Here is a 16838-nt window from a genome sequence, read left to right on the forward strand (position 1 = left end):
TTAGGTAGTTGGTTGTACAAAGATACGATGAAAAAGTAGAATTAAAAGTATTTCTTCGAATTCTCCTCGTCAATAAACATTTTTTTTCCTTCTATTTGTATACAACCCTCATTGCTCAATTCAGATATGGCACGTGCCAATGACGGACGGGCTACCCCAAGTATATGTGCTACTTCCTGTTGGGAACCGATGCCTCCATGCATCTTTACATAATTGAGCAATCTTGATTTCAGACTTTGTAAGGCAAATTCGTTTAGTTTCTTGGATAGAAACAAGCTCCGGTCGGAAATCAACTTCAGGAAATTCTGCATGATGACCGGGTACTGGTGCATGAACTCCAGAAAAGCATCCTTATTCAGAATCAATACTTCCGAGGTTTCCAGGGTTTCGATATTCACCGGGAAACGGTTTTCGGAAGCAAAGATGAAAGCCGGTGCAAGAAGTTTCGGGGCACGGAGGGTCTCTATAGTGAGTTGTTTTCCTTCTGCACTGACCATTTGCGTACGCACTGTTCCATTGCATAGAATATAGAGAGAACGGTAAATATCTCCCTGCATGGCGATAAACTCTCCTGGTTTGTAGGATTTAAGAGTATGTTGGTGCAACAGAACGAACTTTAATAGCGTTTCTTCTGTTATGCCTCGAAATAATGGCATCTGTAATAATATATGTGCTTCCATTCTTTTTAAGTTTTTTGTGATTGGGTGTAACATACGTGACAATTTACCTGCCATAAACTCTCCATCTTTGCACAAAGATAATGCAAATCGAATGCAGAACTTTCATGCTTGCATGAAAAAGTTATGCTGAGATGCAGCTTATCTTCTTAAAAGAGAAGGAATATATATTTTATAACTAAATAAAAAGAATAAGATGATGGAAGCTAAAATGTTTTGTTATCAGTGCCAGGAAACAATGAAAGGCACCGGTTGTATCTTGAAAGGTGTGTGTGGAAAAGAAAGTCATACAGCAAAGGCAATGGATTTGCTGATGTTCGTGGTACGTGGAATATCAGTCGTTACTGATGAGTTCCGCAACGCCGGACATCCCGTGGCTGCCGAAGTGAACCGTTTTGTTGTGGATGCCTTATTCTGTACCATTACAAATGCTAACTTCGATGATGAAAGCATTCTGAACAGGGTGGATAAAGGTATGACATTGCGTAACCGTTTAATAGAAGAAGCCACAGAAAAAGGTATTTCCTTGCCTGAAATCGACGAATTGCAATGGCAGGGCGGACGTGATGAGTATGCTTCCAAGGCGGAAAGCGTGGGTGTGCTGCGTGAACCCGACATAGATCTGCGTTCCCTGAAAGAATTGATGACCTATGGTCTGAAAGGTATGGCGGCATATCTGGAACATGCCATGCGTCTGGGATATGACGATGCTTCTATCCATACTTTTATGCAACATGCTTTGGCCGCCACTGCCACAAAATCACTTCCGGCAGGCGAATGGGTGAAGATGGTGCTCCAGACCGGAGAATACGGTGTGAAGACTATGGCTTTACTGGATAAAGCGAATACCGAACGCTATGGTAATCCGGAAATGACAAAAGTAAATATCGGAGTAGGGAAGCGTCCGGGTATTCTGATAAGTGGCCACGACCTGAAAGATATGGAAGAGCTATTGAAGCAAACCGAAGGTACGGGAGTCGACGTGTACACACATAGCGAAATGCTTCCTGCTCACTATTATCCTGCTTTCAAGAAGTATTCCCATTTCGTAGGCAACTATGGAAATGCCTGGTGGAAGCAGCGTGAGGAGTTCACCACCTTCAATGGCCCTATCCTGTTTACAACAAACTGTATTGTTCCCCCGTTGGCAAATGCTGAATATAAAGAACGTATGTTTACAACAAATTCCACCGGATATCCCGGTTGCAAGTACATTCAGGCAGATGCCGAAGGTAGAAAAGATTTCTCCGAAATTATCGAGATAGCTAAGCAATGCCAACCGCCTACGGAAATAGAACGTGGAGAAATCATCGGTGGCTTTGCCCATAATCAGGTGTTGCAACTGGCAGATAAAGTGGTGGATGCCGTGAAGAGCGGTGCTATTCGTCGCTTTGTAGTTATGGCAGGTTGCGACGGACGTATGAAGGGACGTGATTATTATACCGAATTTGCCAAGGCGTTACCTAAAGATACAGTCATCCTGACAGCAGGTTGTGCCAAGTATCGTTACAATAAGTTGCCTCTGGGAGATATCAACGGCATTCCACGTGTACTGGATGCAGGACAGTGCAACGACAGCTATTCACTGGCAGTCATTGCAATGAAACTGAAAGAAGTGTTCGAACTGAATGATATCAACGAACTCCCGATTGTGTATAACATTGCTTGGTACGAGCAGAAAGCCGTTATCGTACTACTGGCCTTGTTGAGCCTGGGTGTGAAGAAAATCCATTTAGGGCCTACGCTGCCTGCCTTCCTGTCGCCCAATGTGGCAAAAGTCTTGGTAGATACTTTTCAGATAGGTACCATCAGTGATGTGGAAGATGACTTGAAGATGTTCCAATTATCATAAATGATTAATAAATTCTGAAGTATATTCGGATGGATAATTCCCGCCCCTACAAGTTAATCATATCGTGATTAATTTGTAGGGGCGAATTATTATTTTAGTAGGATTTTCTTGAGTGGTCTTTGAAAATTACAACTTCCACCCCAATGTCTTTTCCTGTATATTCCATAGCTTGGCGTATAGCCCCTTATTATCGAGTAGTTCCTGATGCTTACCTTGTTCGGCAATGCATCCTTCCTCCAATACTATGATGTTATCTGCATTCTTGATCGTCTTCAGGCGATGGGCAATCACGATTACCGTACGTCCTGCAATTAATGTATTGATGGCACGCTGTACTTCCACTTCATTTTCCGGATCGAGTGAAGCCGTTGCTTCATCCAGAAGTACTACGGGAGCTTCTTTCAATATAGCACGTGCGATGGAAATGCGCTGCTTCTCTCCACCGGACAAGGTACAACCGCCTTCACCGACCTGCGTATCATACCCTTTGGGCAATCGCATGATGAAATCGTGGCAACATGCTTTGCGGGCCGCTGCTTCTATTTCTTCGTCCGTAGCGTCGGTTTTGCCGAAACGGATATTGTTGCGAATGGTATCTTGAAACAGATACACATTCTGGAATACCATTGAGATATGACTCATCAATGATTCCGGTTCCAGGGTTTTCATATCTACTCCATTAAATAAAACCTGTCCCTGTTGCGGATCGTAAAAACGTGCGCATAGTTTCAGCATGGTACTTTTTCCACTCCCCGAAGGACCTACCAGAGCGGTGAGTGTATTCTTACGCAGTGTTACCGATACATCATGCAGTACCCATTTTTTCTGGTAGCCGAATGATACGTGATTGAAAGTAATATCGCCACTTTCCGGGGCCTCTTTACTCCCTTGCATTTCCGGTTCGTTCATCAGCGTTAGTATACGCCCTCCGGCAATGGAGAAATATCGGAATTCTGCAAAGTTGGTCAGTGCCGAAGTCAGCGGATCGAAGACGCGGGAACCGACAACGAGGAACATAACGAACGTGAGCAGAGACAAATCTCCTCCTATCAACAAGTACGTACCGCAAAGTATCATCAACGTCAGACCTGCCCGTATCAACGTTACAGAAAGCAGTATGAACGGGCCGAGCAATGCTTCCTGGCGGATACAGGCACGGCGCAGTTCGGCAAAGGCATTCTTCAGACGGACAAACTTGTCGCCCAGCAGATTATATGCTTTCATTACCCGTATTCCCTGCAAGTACTCTTCCAGGCGATTGCCTGCATTGATTTTGGCAGTAATCTGTTTGCCGCTCAGTTTGTATTGCAGGTAAGTACTGCCCAGCAATATTCCCACGGCAAGTGGCAGGGCTATAAACATGGCAACGGCCATTTGCCAATCTATCCATAGCAAGCCGAGGAAGGCAAGTACAGGCATCACCAGTGCACCCATCAATTGGGGTAGGTGATGCGAAATACCTGTTTCCGCCATGGTAAAGTCTGTAATCAGCATGGACGAAAGATCACCCGGATCGCGGCGTGACAGGAAACCCAATGAGAGTTTCCGCAAATGCTCTGCCAGGCTGACACGTCCTGCGGCACTCATTTCATAGGCACCCCGGAAATTGGCGCGGTAGGAAGCCCTTTCTGCCAATGCCATGACAAATACATACACTACAAGCAGGATAAAAATAGTCCAGAGCCGTTGAGTGTCCAACGGCGTTCCGCTGCCATCGAAAGCACGGAATATCACGTTGATTGCTTCGATAGACAGGCAGAATGGGACAATATTTACCAGGTTGGCAAGCATCGTGTAGCCCACAGGTTTGCGAAGGCGTTCGGTGTGCCCTATCGTAATATTTTCTATTGCATTCATTCTTTTACCTCCTTCTTACTGTTTAGTTCCCAGCGGAACGCATCCGTATAAGCGTCCCACATATTCTTATATAATCCTTCCGTTTTACTTAATATCTCGTGTTTCCCATGCTGTACGAGCTTTCCTTCGTTCAGTACGATGATTTGCTGTGCCGAAATGATGGACGAGAGGCGGTGTGCAATGATGATAACCGTCTTATTCTGGATCAGATGTTGCAAAGCTTGCTGCATCTTATATTCATTTTCGGGATCGGCAAAAGCGGTCGCTTCGTCCAGCACCAGGATAGGAGCATTTTTCAGGATGGCCCTTGCCACACAGACTCGTTGCGACTCACCACCGGAAAGGTAGACGCCCTCATCTCCGATGCGGGTTTCATAACCTTGCGGAAGGCTTTCTATAAACTCATGGCACTGTGCGGCTTTTGCGGCTGCTATCACTTCCTCACGTCCTGCACTGGAGTTTCCTACCCGGATATTCTCATAGAGGGTATCAAAGAAAAGGAAGCTATCCTGAAAAACAAAGGAAACAATGTTCATCAACTTTTCAGTGGGAATATCTTTGATGTTGACTCCTCCGATCCGTATTTCGCCTTCCGTTACATCCCAGAAGCGGGGAATCAGATTGGCTACTGTAGACTTTCCTGAACCTGAGGGGCCTACGAGTGCCGTAATTTCACCTTGACGTGCTGTGAAGGTGATGTCGCGCAGCGCTTCGGTACGAGTTGTCTCCGCTTTATTCTCATAAGCGAAACTAACCTTGCGGAATTCAATGTCATAACCGGCAGGTACTTGCGGCGTTTGTGCTTCCGGTACGGGCGGTTCGGCAAAGATACGGTCAATGCGTTCTACGCCCTCGTCTATTTCTCGTGTACCCGATCCGAGGAACATCAGTTTATAAATAGGGGAGGCTACTCCGGGGCCCATAATAATAAAGAATAGATAGACAGCAGCTAATGCCAGATTTTGTGGCTCATGACTCAGTAATAGTAGACCTATCGGCAGAATAAACGTAATGAGTGAGTTCAGTAATATGGTGAAGACCACCATACCGGGTTCGTATGTATCGCATACTTTCAGTGCATATTCTTTATACGCCTCAATCTCACTATTGAAACGGCGGAATGACCGGACGCTTTGACCGAAGATTTTCACGACCGGCATGCCGCGTACATATTGTACGGCTGAGGCGCTCATTCGTTCCTGTGTATCAAAGTAGATTTTAGTAAACTCCTGTGCTTTTTTCCCGAAGAAGTTGGCAAATTGTAATCCTATACTCAATGCAATACAGAATAGACAGACCGCAGCCATCCAGCCATTCAGGGAGAAGAAGATGATAAACATCAGAGTGACCGTAGCCAATACATTCACAAGGTCGGGGATGGTATGGGCAATGAAGTTCTCAATCTTTTCTACATTCTGTTCCATAATTTTCTTGATGCTTCCGGTAGATGTACCGTTCAGGTATCCTAACGATAAGCGTCCGATGTGTTCCGATAACTTGATACGTAATCCGTATAGGATACGGAAAGCTGCTACATGTGAGGCCATCAGTGCCGCATAAAGTAGCAATAATCCTCCGATCAGTCCGAAGAAGGCAAACCATCCCCAGTATATCAGTATCTCGCTATCTGTTTTTTCTAAATCACTGGCGTGAAGCAGTAATTCCTGCAATACGCGGTATACCGACCAGTAGGGAACCAACATGCACGTAGCGCTTCCTGCCGACAAGATACCAGCCAGGATCAGCAGCCCTTTCCGCTCGCCTGCAATTTCAAACAGGCGGGCGATTCCTCTTTTCTTTTTCAGTTTCTCTTTCATAATCTATCATACTTTTAAAAAACGAACAATATTCAGATTTATTCAAAAAAAGAGAGAGCTTATATTTTCATAAGCTCTCTCCAACCAGTTACTTCGAATGTGATGTATTCTGTGACTATCTGTTCCAAATCTTCTATCCCGACTCGGTGCATGATCAATTCCTCAAACATGGTGAACATCCATGCCGTGTGCAGGTGGATAGAAAAGTCGGTTACATTGATATTCATTTGCGGATGTTTCTCTTTCATATCTCTGAAGTACTCTTTCACGAGTGATGTGGAGCGTTCGGTAAAGTTCTCCTTGAAGTTTTCCAGTGAAGAACCTTGTGCATGGAAAAATAGCAATACCAACAATTTGCGATGTTTTTGTATCAATGTCATGTACTCTTCTATCACATATCGTAGGTATTCTGTGGAATACATCTCCATGATATCTGCTCCATAACGACCGTGATGTTCGTGCAGCATCCTTTCGAATGCACTGATTACAGGCCGTACCACCGTACAGAAAATATCATCCTTATTTTTGAAATAGTTATAGATATTGCTCAACCCTACCTGTGCTTCTTGCGCAATTTCACGCATGGAAGCCTTTGGAAAGCCGTTTTCGAGGAATACCTTTTCGGCAGCTTTCAAAATTTCTTTTTGTATGTCATCTTTAGGGTATTGCATAAGTTTTATTTCTCGACTGCAAAGTAGGGGAGAATCCGCGTTTTTTGAAATACCCATTAATGATGGTTTTTTGTTATATTTTTATAAAAATCACAATTATTGGGTATTGCCAAGGTCACTGAAAGCATGCAACTTTGCGCGTACAATCTAACTATAAACTGCTATATGGTGAAACTAACTAACCACAAAAAGGCAATTGACAGACCTTTAAGTTGTAAGAGATGGGGAATAATATCTATTATTATTCTTTTTGCAGGTAGCTTATCTTTTTTACTGTACTCTTACTTTTCGCATGATGCTGATAATCCTCAGTGTAACTGTTTGCTATGTATGCTTAATCATGTTCCTGAAGAGGGAGAGTACATTTATAACCGTTATTTGATATTTATTAGTTTTATCTGGATTGCTGTGATCTTTGCGGCTGTCTTTTTAGTGAATTACTGTTTTGTAAAAAAGAACAAAAAGAAATAGTGTTCGTTTAAGTACCTACATGTTATTATTTTTAATAACACAATACTCATATTTGGGTATTGCCCGCCTTTTTAACTCCCTCTACCTTTGCGCCAACAAAATTTAAGATAAAAGATGAGAAAATTAACTTGCTTATTCGCCTTAGGTTTCTTGCTTTTTAACAATACTTTACGGGCTAATGAACCTGAAAAAGTAACCTCAACAGAAGAGGTATCTGAAACTACGGCAAAGAAAGAGAGAATAAAACAGGTAACAAAAGATGACGACTACGAAAAGTTCCGTTTCGGTGGATACGGAGAAATGGTAGCAAAGTTTATGAACTACGGAACGAATCGTTTCTATGGTGGGGTAGATAACAGTGATCACCGCAATACCATTGCAATTCCTCGTTTTGTGTTGGCTTTTGACTACAAGTTTAATTCCAAGTGGATACTGGGTGCTGAAATTGAGTTTGAAGCAGGAGGTGTAGGTATTGAAACAGAACTTGAGAATTCAGAAAACGGTGAGTATGAAACAGAAATGGAAAAGGGTGGAGAAGTCGCTCTTGAGCAGTTTCACATTACCCGTCTGATACATTCGGCTTTCAACGTTCGTGCCGGTCATTTGATTGTACCTATGGGATTGACCAATGCACACCATGAGCCTATCAACTTCTTCGGAACATCTCGTCCTGAGGGTGAAACCACAATTATTCCTTCTACCTGGCATGAGACAGGATTGGAATTCTTCGGCTCTTTTGGTAAAGGATATGCGCGCTTTGATTATCAGGCAATGATTGTTGCCGGCTTGAATGCTGATGGATTCGGTCGCGATAACTGGGTAGCCGGTGGTAAGCAGGGACTCTTTGAACAAGATAACTTTACTTCACCTGCTTATGTAGCACGTCTGGACTATAAAGGGGTACCGGGACTGCGTGTAGGTGCTGCTTTTTACTATTGTAATGACGTGACAGCCAATGCAGATAAGAATTATAAGTATAGCAGCGTAGGCCGCTCATCAGTGAAAATCTACTCTGCCGATGCACAGTATAAAAATAAATATGTTACCGCTCGTGGTAATATCATTTATGGTGATTTAGAGAATTCTTCCAAGATTAGCAAGGTTACTCTTTCTAATAACTCCAATTATTATCACGGTGCTATGCGTAATGTAGCAAAGAATGCCCTGTGCTATGGCTTGGAGGCTGGTCTTAACCTGAGTGCTTTCTTCTCGCAGAAGAAATGTCCGGTTATTTATCCTTATGCCCGTTATGAATACTACAACCCGCAGGAAGAGGCAGAAGGTTCTGCTACAATGGAGAAACGCTGTCAGGTAAGCAAATGGACGGCAGGAGTTAACTGGTTTGCATTGCCGAATCTGGTTGTGAAGGCCGATTACACTACCCGTCATATTGGTACGAACAAAGTATTTGGATCGACTAAATATAACAATGAAAATGAATTTGCTATCGGCATAGCTTATGTCGGTTGGTTTACCAAGAGATAGTTCAAATAGGTATTTATAATTAATTTAATGTTTAAGTAATATGAAAAAGTTTTTTTATTTGTCGGCTCTTTCATTGGGCATGATGTGTTCCATTACGGCTTGTAGTGATGATGACACTACGACTATAGACGCTAAAAATCTTGACTATACGGCAGAGAATGCAAGTAGTTGGGGGAATTACATGCGAGTAGTTGCACAATTGTTGGTGAATGATGCTACTGCTCTTTATGATGACTGGGCGGTTAAATACAATGAAGGTGGAAGCTATGCAGATTTCTTTAAGAATCAAGATGCTTTGACAAGTGTTGAGCAGTTGATTGACGGCTGTGTAGACATTGCCAATGAAGTAGGTACTGCCAAAATTGGTGACCCTTACGATCTTTTCATACATAACAATGAAGAAAAGGCTTTGTATGCTGTAGAGTCATGGTATAGCTGGCATTCTCGTGAAGACTATCGTAACAATATCTATTCTATTCGTAATGCTTATTACGGAACACGTACAGGAGCTATTAGCGAGTCATCTCTCTCAAAAGCAGTAGCTGCAGTAAATGCTAATCTTGATACTGAAGTGAAAAAAGCGATTGATGATGCAGCAGCAGCAATTTGGGCTATCCCGAGTCCTTTCCGTAACAATATCAATAGTCCGGAAGCAGTAAGTGCTATGGAAGCTTGTGCCACTTTAGAGGGAGTACTCAAGGGAAGTTTGAAGAATTGTATCGAAAGTATTGATAAAACAGTGTTGGCCGAAGTCGTAAGAAATTATGTGGATGTAGTTGTATTACCTACTTATTCTGATTTGAAAGCGGGAAATCAGGCTCTTTTCGATGCTGTTGAAACATTCCGTACTTCTCCCAGCAATGCTAACTTCAAGGCTTGTGCCACAGCATGGCTTGCTGCTCGTACACCGTGGGAAACCAGTGAGGCATTCCTTTTTGGTCCGGTTGCCGACAAAGGTCTTGACCCCAATATGGATAGCTGGCCACTCGATCAGGATGGTATCGTACAGATTCTGACTTCCGGTAACTATTCAGACTTGAACTGGGATGGTGACTATGATGAAGAAGATGATAAAATTGCCGGTGCACAAGCTTTGCGTGGTTACCACACTTTGGAATATCTGATCTTCAAAGATGGTGAAGCTCGTACCATTCAGTAAGATTTTTACTTGTTAGAAATAAGATTTTGCGGAAACAGCGGGATAATGAATATTCTGTTGCTTCCGCAACATCTGCGTTAAAAAGATAAATGTTAGTTACGTATTTTGCAATAATAATTCAATAACGAATGAATGGCTTATTAAAATACTCATTTCCAATCTGTTTTTCGCTTCTGGCATTGTTTGCCTGCGAAAATGATGGAATTGATGTGGATGATATAGAAGTACCTGCCGGCTTTGCCCTCTCTGCCGGTACTGCTACCAACTTCCTGACTTCCTCTTATGCTTATGACAGGTCTGCTGACTGGATAACAGGGGCATACGATAAACGTTTCACCCGTGGTGACAAATTGTATGATGATATCCGCACCAGTAGTAATGGAATAGGTGGAGGACTGGGACCGGTTTATGCCGGTTATTCTTGTGGTAGCTGTCACCGAAATGCCGGACGTACGCAACCTACTTTGTGGAGTGAAGGCGGTTCCGGTAGCTCCGGCTTTTCGTCTATGTTGGTTTATATTAGTCGTAAGAATGGAGCTTTCTTTCAGGATTATGGACGTGTGCTTCATGATCAGGCTATTTATGGTGTGAAGCCCGAGGGAAAACTGAAAGTGGAATATACCTATGAGACTTTCCAGTTCCCTGATGGTGAGACGTATGAACTCTGCAAACCCAATTACTCCATTTATGAATGGTATGCGGACAGCATCAAACCCGAGGACCTGTTCTGTACAGTGCGTATTCCTCTGCGCCACGTAGGTATGGGACAGATGATGGCGCTCGATCCCACTGAAATTGAAGCTTTGGCTGCTAAAAGCAATTATCCGGAATACGGTATCAGTGGCCGTTGCAACTATATCTCCGAGAGAGGAGTGAGAAGTTTAGGCTTGTCCGGCAATAAAGCACAGCATGCTGACCTGACAGTGGAACTTGGTTTCTCCAGCGATATGGGAGTTACGAACAGCCGCTATCCCGAAGAAATCTGCGAAGGACAGGCACAAGTAAATCAAGGCAGTATGATGGGACTTTCTTATGCCCAGTTGGATGTATCTACGGAAGAAATGGAGAATGTAGATCTCTACATGCAGAGCCTTAGTGTTCCGGCACGCCGTAATGTGAATAATGAACAAGTGATCAGGGGTGAGCAGAATTTTTATAAGGCGAAGTGCCATCTCTGTCATGTAACTACCTTGCACACAAAGCCACGTGGTTCTGTACTATTGAATGGAACCCGCCTTCCCTGGCTGGGTAGTCAGACAATTCATCCATATTCGGACTTTCTGCTTCATGATATGGGCTCTGAAATTATGGGCGTAGGACTGAATGATAACTATGTAAGCGGTTTGGCCCGTGGTAACGAATGGCGTACGACTCCGCTTTGGGGTATCGGATTGCAGGAAACTGTGAACGGTCATACTTACTTCCTGCATGATGGACGCGCCCGCAACTATGTTGAGGCTATCATGTGGCACGGTGGTGAAGGTGAAGCATCGAAGAACCTTTTCAAAAAGATGAGTAAAGAAGATCGTGATGCTTTGATCGCATTCCTGAAATCATTATAAAACAAATAACGAACAATAAAACCAATAAGTATTATACAAGCAATTATGAAAAAAATAATTTTAATGGTTGTAATGGCTGCCCTTTCATTGGCTGCTATGGCACAGCATGAAGAAGATACAGAAAACGGTGTAGTGTCACTTGCCGGAAGAGAGGGATTTACGATAGAAACTAAGAAGGGAGACTTTGTATTCAAACCCTATCTGTTGGTACAGACTTGTGCAAATTTCAATTGGTATGATGATGAAGGTCTGGATAAGGCATATAATCAGGATAATGTAGCTAATTCCGGTTTCTCAATTCCCTATGCTGTATTGGGTTTCACCGGTAAAGCTTTTGGTAAAGTAGCCTTTAATCTTTCTATCAATGCGGCTGCCAGTGGGGGAGCATTGCTTCAACAAGCATGGTTCGATGTACAACTTAAAAAACAGTTTGCCGTGCGTGTCGGTAAATTCAAAACACCTTTCTCGCATGCTTATCTGACGACGTTGGGCGAAACATTGTTGCCGCAGTTGCCGGTATCATTGACTTCTGCCGTCATTCTGCCTTATTCTTTGAATGCGGTAACGCCTAACATTGGTACCGGCTTCGATCTCGGTGTTGAAATTCATGGATTGGTAGCTGATAAATTTGGCTATGAAGTAGGTTTATTTAATGGCACCGGTTCTTCTGTAAATACAGCAACAAAAACTCTGAGTGATGATTGGCATATTCCTTCTTTACTGTATGCGGGGCGCTTTACTTATATGCCTAAAGGTGTGATGCCGTCCACCCAAGGTAATCCCAATCGTTTGAATGAAGATAAGATCATGTTCGGTGTATCGGCTTCAATCAATGTGGAAAGTGAGAATGAAAGTACCAATGATACCCGTGTGGGAGTGGAATTTGCCATGTTAAAGAACAAACTGTATTTGGGTGCCGAAGCATATTATATGAATGTAGGTTTTACGGATCGCCAGAAGATCAATGAGAGCTACAATTACCTGGGTGGTTATGTACAGGGCGGCTACTTTATTGCTCCCCGTTTGCAGGCTGCCTTGCGTTATGACTTCTTTAACCGTAACGGTACTGGCGATGACGGATTTTTGAATATGCCGGCTGTGGGTATGAATTATTTCTTTAAGGGTTGTAACCTGAAACTCCAGGCTATGTACCAGTATATTGCCCGTACGGGTCACGATACACAGCTCGACCGCGATAATGATAATTTAGGTCTGGCTACTCATTCTGCAACAGTAATGCTGCAATATACTTTCTAAAAAACAAAGAGAGTAGTTATGGAGAAATGTATATTATTCTTTGCTGCTATCTGGATGACACTCTGCTTCTGTTCATGTGATGATGGAAGAATCTATGAGAAGGAGGTCAATATACAGCGTGGTGGACGTGCTATGAAGTTGACCGGTCGTTTCAGTGGTATCAGCAATTGGACGGACGATTATAGTGTCGTTGTGGCAGGCTTCAATGATAAAAGTGAATACGCCGTTATAACGAAATCACTACCAGTCAATGTAGCCGACGGAACAGATATCGTTATGACACTGGGAGGTATCAGTGATGATGTGAAATCACTCAAATTGTGTGTTATCAGTCGTTTGCGCGAATGCATAGTCGAATTTAAGACGATGGAAGATGAAGAACTCACAGCTATCACAGATACCATATTAATGGATGTGGGAACACTGGACGTGGGTATGTTCAGTTCTATCCAGTCACAGGTTTTCGATAAAAGATGTGTGGCGTGTCATGGGCAGACCGGTTCTGCATCGGGTAATTTATTTCTGACGGAGGGTAAGAGCTATAATGCGTTGGTCAACCAGCCGGCGCATAAGAATAGTGATATACTATTGGTGAAGCCCGGCAGTGCGGAAGAGAGTTTTCTACATTTGGTCTTGAACAGGGCTGGTGATACGAGTATGAACCATACCGATATGCTGTCAGAAGATGAGCAACCCTTATTGAAACTGATAGATAATTGGATAAACGAAGGAATTTTTTTGAATAACGAGTAAACGATATTGGAAATGAACAACAAAAAACAACAAACCAACCAATCAGAGAATACATTAACCGAGATTTTTAAATATGAAGTAAAAGAAGGTGTTTCAGAGTTTCATGTAATGATTCACTCAATCCGGCCGGAAGATACTTATGAGGAACAATTAAATGCAGTAGTCAATGCCTATGATGATTTGCTTACGGGTGAACTAAAAGGTGCCATGGCTGTGTTTAAACGTTATTTCCTGAGTGATACCGCCAATCAGGCTGACCTCCTGCTGGCTATCACTACCGAAAGTTCCGACTGTGCTCTTTCCGTGGTAGAGCAACCCCCTTTGGATGGGACGAAAATAGCTTTGTGGGCTTATTTACAGACCAATGTGCAGACACAAGTGTTGCACAACGGACTATTTGAAGTAAAGCACAATGCGTATCGCCACCTGTGGGGAGGCAGTGCTTTCAATCGTGCTGCTAATTCTGAATACCAGACCCGTTTGTTGCTGAATGACTACGTGATGCAACTTATGGAACAAGGATGTAAATTGGCGGATAACTGTATTCGTACCTGGTTCTTCGTACAGAATGTAGATGTGAATTATGCCGGTGTGGTAAAGGCACGTAATGAGGTTTTTGTTACTCAGAATCTGACGGAAAAGACACACTATATTGCCAGTACAGGTATCGGCGGACGTCATGCTGATCCCAAAGTATTGGTACAAATGGATACCTATGCTGTGGCAGGCTTAAAGCCGGAACAGATACACTTCCTTTATGCTCCTACGCATCTGAATCCTACTTATGAGTATGGTGTCAGCTTTGAACGCGGAACGTATGTCGATTACGGTGACCGGCGTCAAGTGTTTATTTCAGGTACAGCAAGTATCAACAATAAAGGGGAAGTGGTATACCCCGGTGACATCCGCAGGCAGACGGAACGGATGTGGGAAAATGTAGAAGCCTTGCTGAAAGAGGCTGAGTGTACATTTGATGATTTGGGACATATGATTGTTTACCTGCGTGACATTGCAGACTATGCAGTTGTGAAGAGTATGTATGACAAGCGTTTTCCGGATACTCCTAAAGTTTTTGTACATGCGCCTGTATGTCGTCCCGGATGGTTGATCGAAATGGAATGTATGGGAGTTAAGGCTTTGAAGAATAAGGAATATGCGCCTTTTTAATTTGAAGAAAAGTCTCATCTTTTTATATATCTGTCTGGTGGCCTTGCTCGCTGTGGTGACCTTTGTGGAGCATGTACACGGAACAGAGTTTGTAGAAAAGTATGTTTATCATACAGTTTGGTTTTGTTGTTTGTGGGGAGTACTTGCCGCATTGGCAGTTGCCGTGTTGGTTAAGCGGCAGTTGTGGCGGCATCTCCCGACATTGTTGTTGCATGGCTCCTTCCTCGTTATCTTGGTGGGAGCCATGATTACATTTTCATGCAGCAAAAAAGGATATATGCATCTCACTGTAGGTACTGAGGTGGGAACTTTCATAGACCAAGACAGTAAGCGGGTAATCGAATTACCATTCACATTGTGTCTGGACAGTTTCCGAGTGGAGTATTATCCGGGGACGGAAGCTCCGGCAGATTATGTCAGTTATATTCGGGATGCGGAACCAGTTTCTATGAATCGTATCCTCTCCCGTCAGGGATATCGCTTTTACCAGTCTTCTTTTGATGATGATAAGGAGGGGAGCTGGTTGTCGGTGAATTATGATCCGTGGGGAATAGGGATTACGTATGCAGGATATATTTTGCTGGGTATTTCCATGTTGTGGATGCTTGTCAGTCATAGTGGGGAATTCCGTAGATTGCTCAGGCATCCGTTGCTTCGAAAAGGGGGAATGTTTATGTGGTTGTTCATGGCTACGGGAATGGTGGTGCAAGCAGAAAACAGAAGTCTTCCGGCACTTGCACTCAGACAGGCGGATAGTCTGGCTTCCAAACAAGTGATTTATCATGATCGCGTAGTACCTTTTAATACCCTTGCACGAGACTTTGTATTGAAACTGACCGGGAAATCTTCTTATGGTGGCATGACACCCGAACAGGTTGTCGGAGGTTGGTTACTCCGTCCGGAGGTTTGGCAGAATGAACCGATGATTTATATAAAGAGTGCGGAACTTCGTCATTTACTCCAATTACCTTCTTCCTATGCTCGTCTTACTGATTTGTTTGATGGGCAAAACTATCGCTTGCAGGAATTTTGGAAAGGAGGACAAAAGCCACACATGAAAATGACTTCGCTGGAAAAGGCTATCATGGAAACGGACGAAAAGGTAGGATTGATACTGATGTTACGGAGTGGAACACTTATCCGTCCTTTACCGGAAGATGGGAGTATAAAACCACTGTCTGACGTAAAGGTGCAGGCTGAAATATTGTACAATCGCATTCCATTCAGCAAACTGTTGTTCATGTTCAATCTGACTGTAGGGATGCTGGCATTTTTCTATTTACTTTATTGCAGCATGCATCGTTCGGCAGGTAAGGCATGGAGCGTTTTTACAGTTACACTTTATGCGGCATTTCTTTTTCAACTCTTTGGCTACTGTTTGCGGTGGTATATTGGCGGACGTATTCCGTTGAGTAATGGATATGAAACCATGCAGTTTATGGCACTGTGTACACTTCTGCTTGCATGCATATTCCGGCGTCGCTTCTCTTTTACGTTGCCTTTTGGGTTACTTATTTCGGGTTTTGCCTTGTTGGTAGCTTATCTTGGGCAGAACAATCCTCAAATTACTCCTCTGATGCCTGTGTTGCTTTCTCCTTGGCTAAGTATCCATGTTTCTCTGATTATGGTATCTTATGCAATGTTTGCCTTTATGATGCTAAATGGATTACTCGCATTCTGCATAGGAGGCTGGCGAAAAAAGGCAATCGATTCGGAGATTCAGGAACAGCGTAAGGTCCGTGTGGAGCAATTGATGCTTTTCAGTCGGTTGATGCTCTATCCGGCAGTATTTTGTCTGGGGACGGGGATTTTTATTGGTGCTGTGTGGGCGAACGTTTCATGGGGGCGCTATTGGGCCTGGGACCCGAAAGAAGTCTGGGCTTTGATCACCTTTTTAATCTATGGTGCGGCATTCCACGGACAATCGCTTGCCGTCTTTCGGCAACCCCGGTTCTTTCATACTTATATGGTGTTGGCTTTCCTTACGGTGCTGATGACTTACTTCGGAGTAAATTATCTGCTGGGCGGTATGCATAGCTATGCCTGATTATCTTTCTATTTTCGGATGATATAATAAAAATGCCTACGGAATCCGCAGGCATTTTCTACA

Annotated in this window: 13 protein-coding genes; 9 read left to right on the forward strand and 4 right to left on the reverse strand. The window is 43.4% G+C overall.

Translation table 11 applies throughout. The features are described 5' to 3' along the window. Nucleotides 1–41: 41 nt before the first annotated feature. Nucleotides 42–680 carry a Crp/Fnr family transcriptional regulator gene (locus tag DW036_RS14345; RefSeq protein ID WP_118465000.1) on the reverse strand — a complete coding sequence of 213 codons (639 nt, stop codon included), beginning with the start codon at nucleotides 678–680 and terminating at the stop codon, nucleotides 42–44. 196 nt (nucleotides 681–876) lie between these two features. Between DW036_RS14345 and hcp the strand changes: the two genes are divergently transcribed. Next, entirely contained in the window at nucleotides 877–2529 is a 1653-nt protein-coding gene (gene hcp, locus DW036_RS14350; RefSeq protein ID WP_187374623.1) for a hydroxylamine reductase, read from the forward strand. Between the two features lie 126 nt (nucleotides 2530–2655). On the opposite strand, the gene DW036_RS14355 is transcribed toward hcp, so the two are convergent. The 3 genes from DW036_RS14355 to DW036_RS14365 are packed head-to-tail and all read right to left on the reverse strand — an operon-like array spanning nucleotide 2656 to nucleotide 6874. After that, entirely contained in the window at nucleotides 2656–4386 is a 1731-nt protein-coding gene (locus DW036_RS14355) for an ABC transporter ATP-binding protein (protein ID WP_118465002.1), read from the reverse strand. After that, nucleotides 4383–6203: an ABC transporter ATP-binding protein gene (locus DW036_RS14360; RefSeq protein ID WP_118465003.1), complete on the reverse strand. Its 1821-nt coding sequence runs from the start codon at nucleotides 6201–6203 to the stop codon at nucleotides 4383–4385. The genes DW036_RS14355 and DW036_RS14360 overlap by 4 nt, the downstream gene beginning before the upstream one ends. Nucleotides 6204–6262: 59 nt before the next feature. Beyond that, entirely contained in the window at nucleotides 6263–6874 is a 612-nt protein-coding gene (locus DW036_RS14365) for a TetR/AcrR family transcriptional regulator (protein WP_233560447.1), read from the reverse strand. A gap of 99 nt (nucleotides 6875–6973) precedes the next feature. Between DW036_RS14365 and DW036_RS25995 the strand changes: the two genes are divergently transcribed. From DW036_RS25995 to ccsA, 8 genes are all read left to right on the forward strand, one after another. After that, on the forward strand, nucleotides 6974–7345 hold the full coding sequence (locus tag DW036_RS25995) for a hypothetical protein (protein ID WP_369906606.1): 372 nt from the start codon (nucleotides 6974–6976) through the stop codon (nucleotides 7343–7345). 114 nt (nucleotides 7346–7459) lie between these two features. Next, nucleotides 7460–8830: a hypothetical protein gene (locus tag DW036_RS14375; RefSeq protein ID WP_022210573.1), complete on the forward strand. Its 1371-nt coding sequence runs from the start codon at nucleotides 7460–7462 to the stop codon at nucleotides 8828–8830. A gap of 40 nt (nucleotides 8831–8870) precedes the next feature. Further along, a complete protein-coding gene (locus DW036_RS14380; RefSeq protein WP_115502857.1) occupies nucleotides 8871–9989 on the forward strand; it encodes an imelysin family protein in 1119 nt (372 codons plus the stop codon). Between the two features lie 128 nt (nucleotides 9990–10117). Then, entirely contained in the window at nucleotides 10118–11551 is a 1434-nt protein-coding gene (locus tag DW036_RS14385) for a di-heme oxidoredictase family protein (protein WP_118465005.1), read from the forward strand. Nucleotides 11552–11596: 45 nt separating this feature from the next. Beyond that, entirely contained in the window at nucleotides 11597–12808 is a 1212-nt protein-coding gene (locus tag DW036_RS14390; RefSeq protein WP_118465006.1) for a porin, read from the forward strand. 18 nt (nucleotides 12809–12826) lie between these two features. Further along, nucleotides 12827–13561, forward strand: coding sequence for a hypothetical protein (locus DW036_RS14395; RefSeq protein ID WP_118465007.1), 735 nt, complete (start codon nucleotides 12827–12829; stop codon nucleotides 13559–13561). Between the two features lie 12 nt (nucleotides 13562–13573). Further along, complete coding sequence (locus DW036_RS14400) at nucleotides 13574–14728, forward strand: Rid family hydrolase (protein WP_118465008.1); 1155 nt, start codon at nucleotides 13574–13576, stop codon at nucleotides 14726–14728. Beyond that, nucleotides 14715–16775: a cytochrome c biogenesis protein CcsA gene (ccsA, locus tag DW036_RS14405; protein ID WP_118465009.1), complete on the forward strand. Its 2061-nt coding sequence runs from the start codon at nucleotides 14715–14717 to the stop codon at nucleotides 16773–16775. Before DW036_RS14400 ends, ccsA begins: the two co-directional genes overlap by 14 nt. The last annotated feature ends 63 nt before the right edge of the window (nucleotides 16776–16838 follow it).

Source organism: Bacteroides sp. AF39-11AC (assembly GCF_003474285.1).
In the GTDB taxonomy this organism is placed as follows: Bacteria; Bacteroidota; Bacteroidia; order Bacteroidales; family Bacteroidaceae; genus Bacteroides.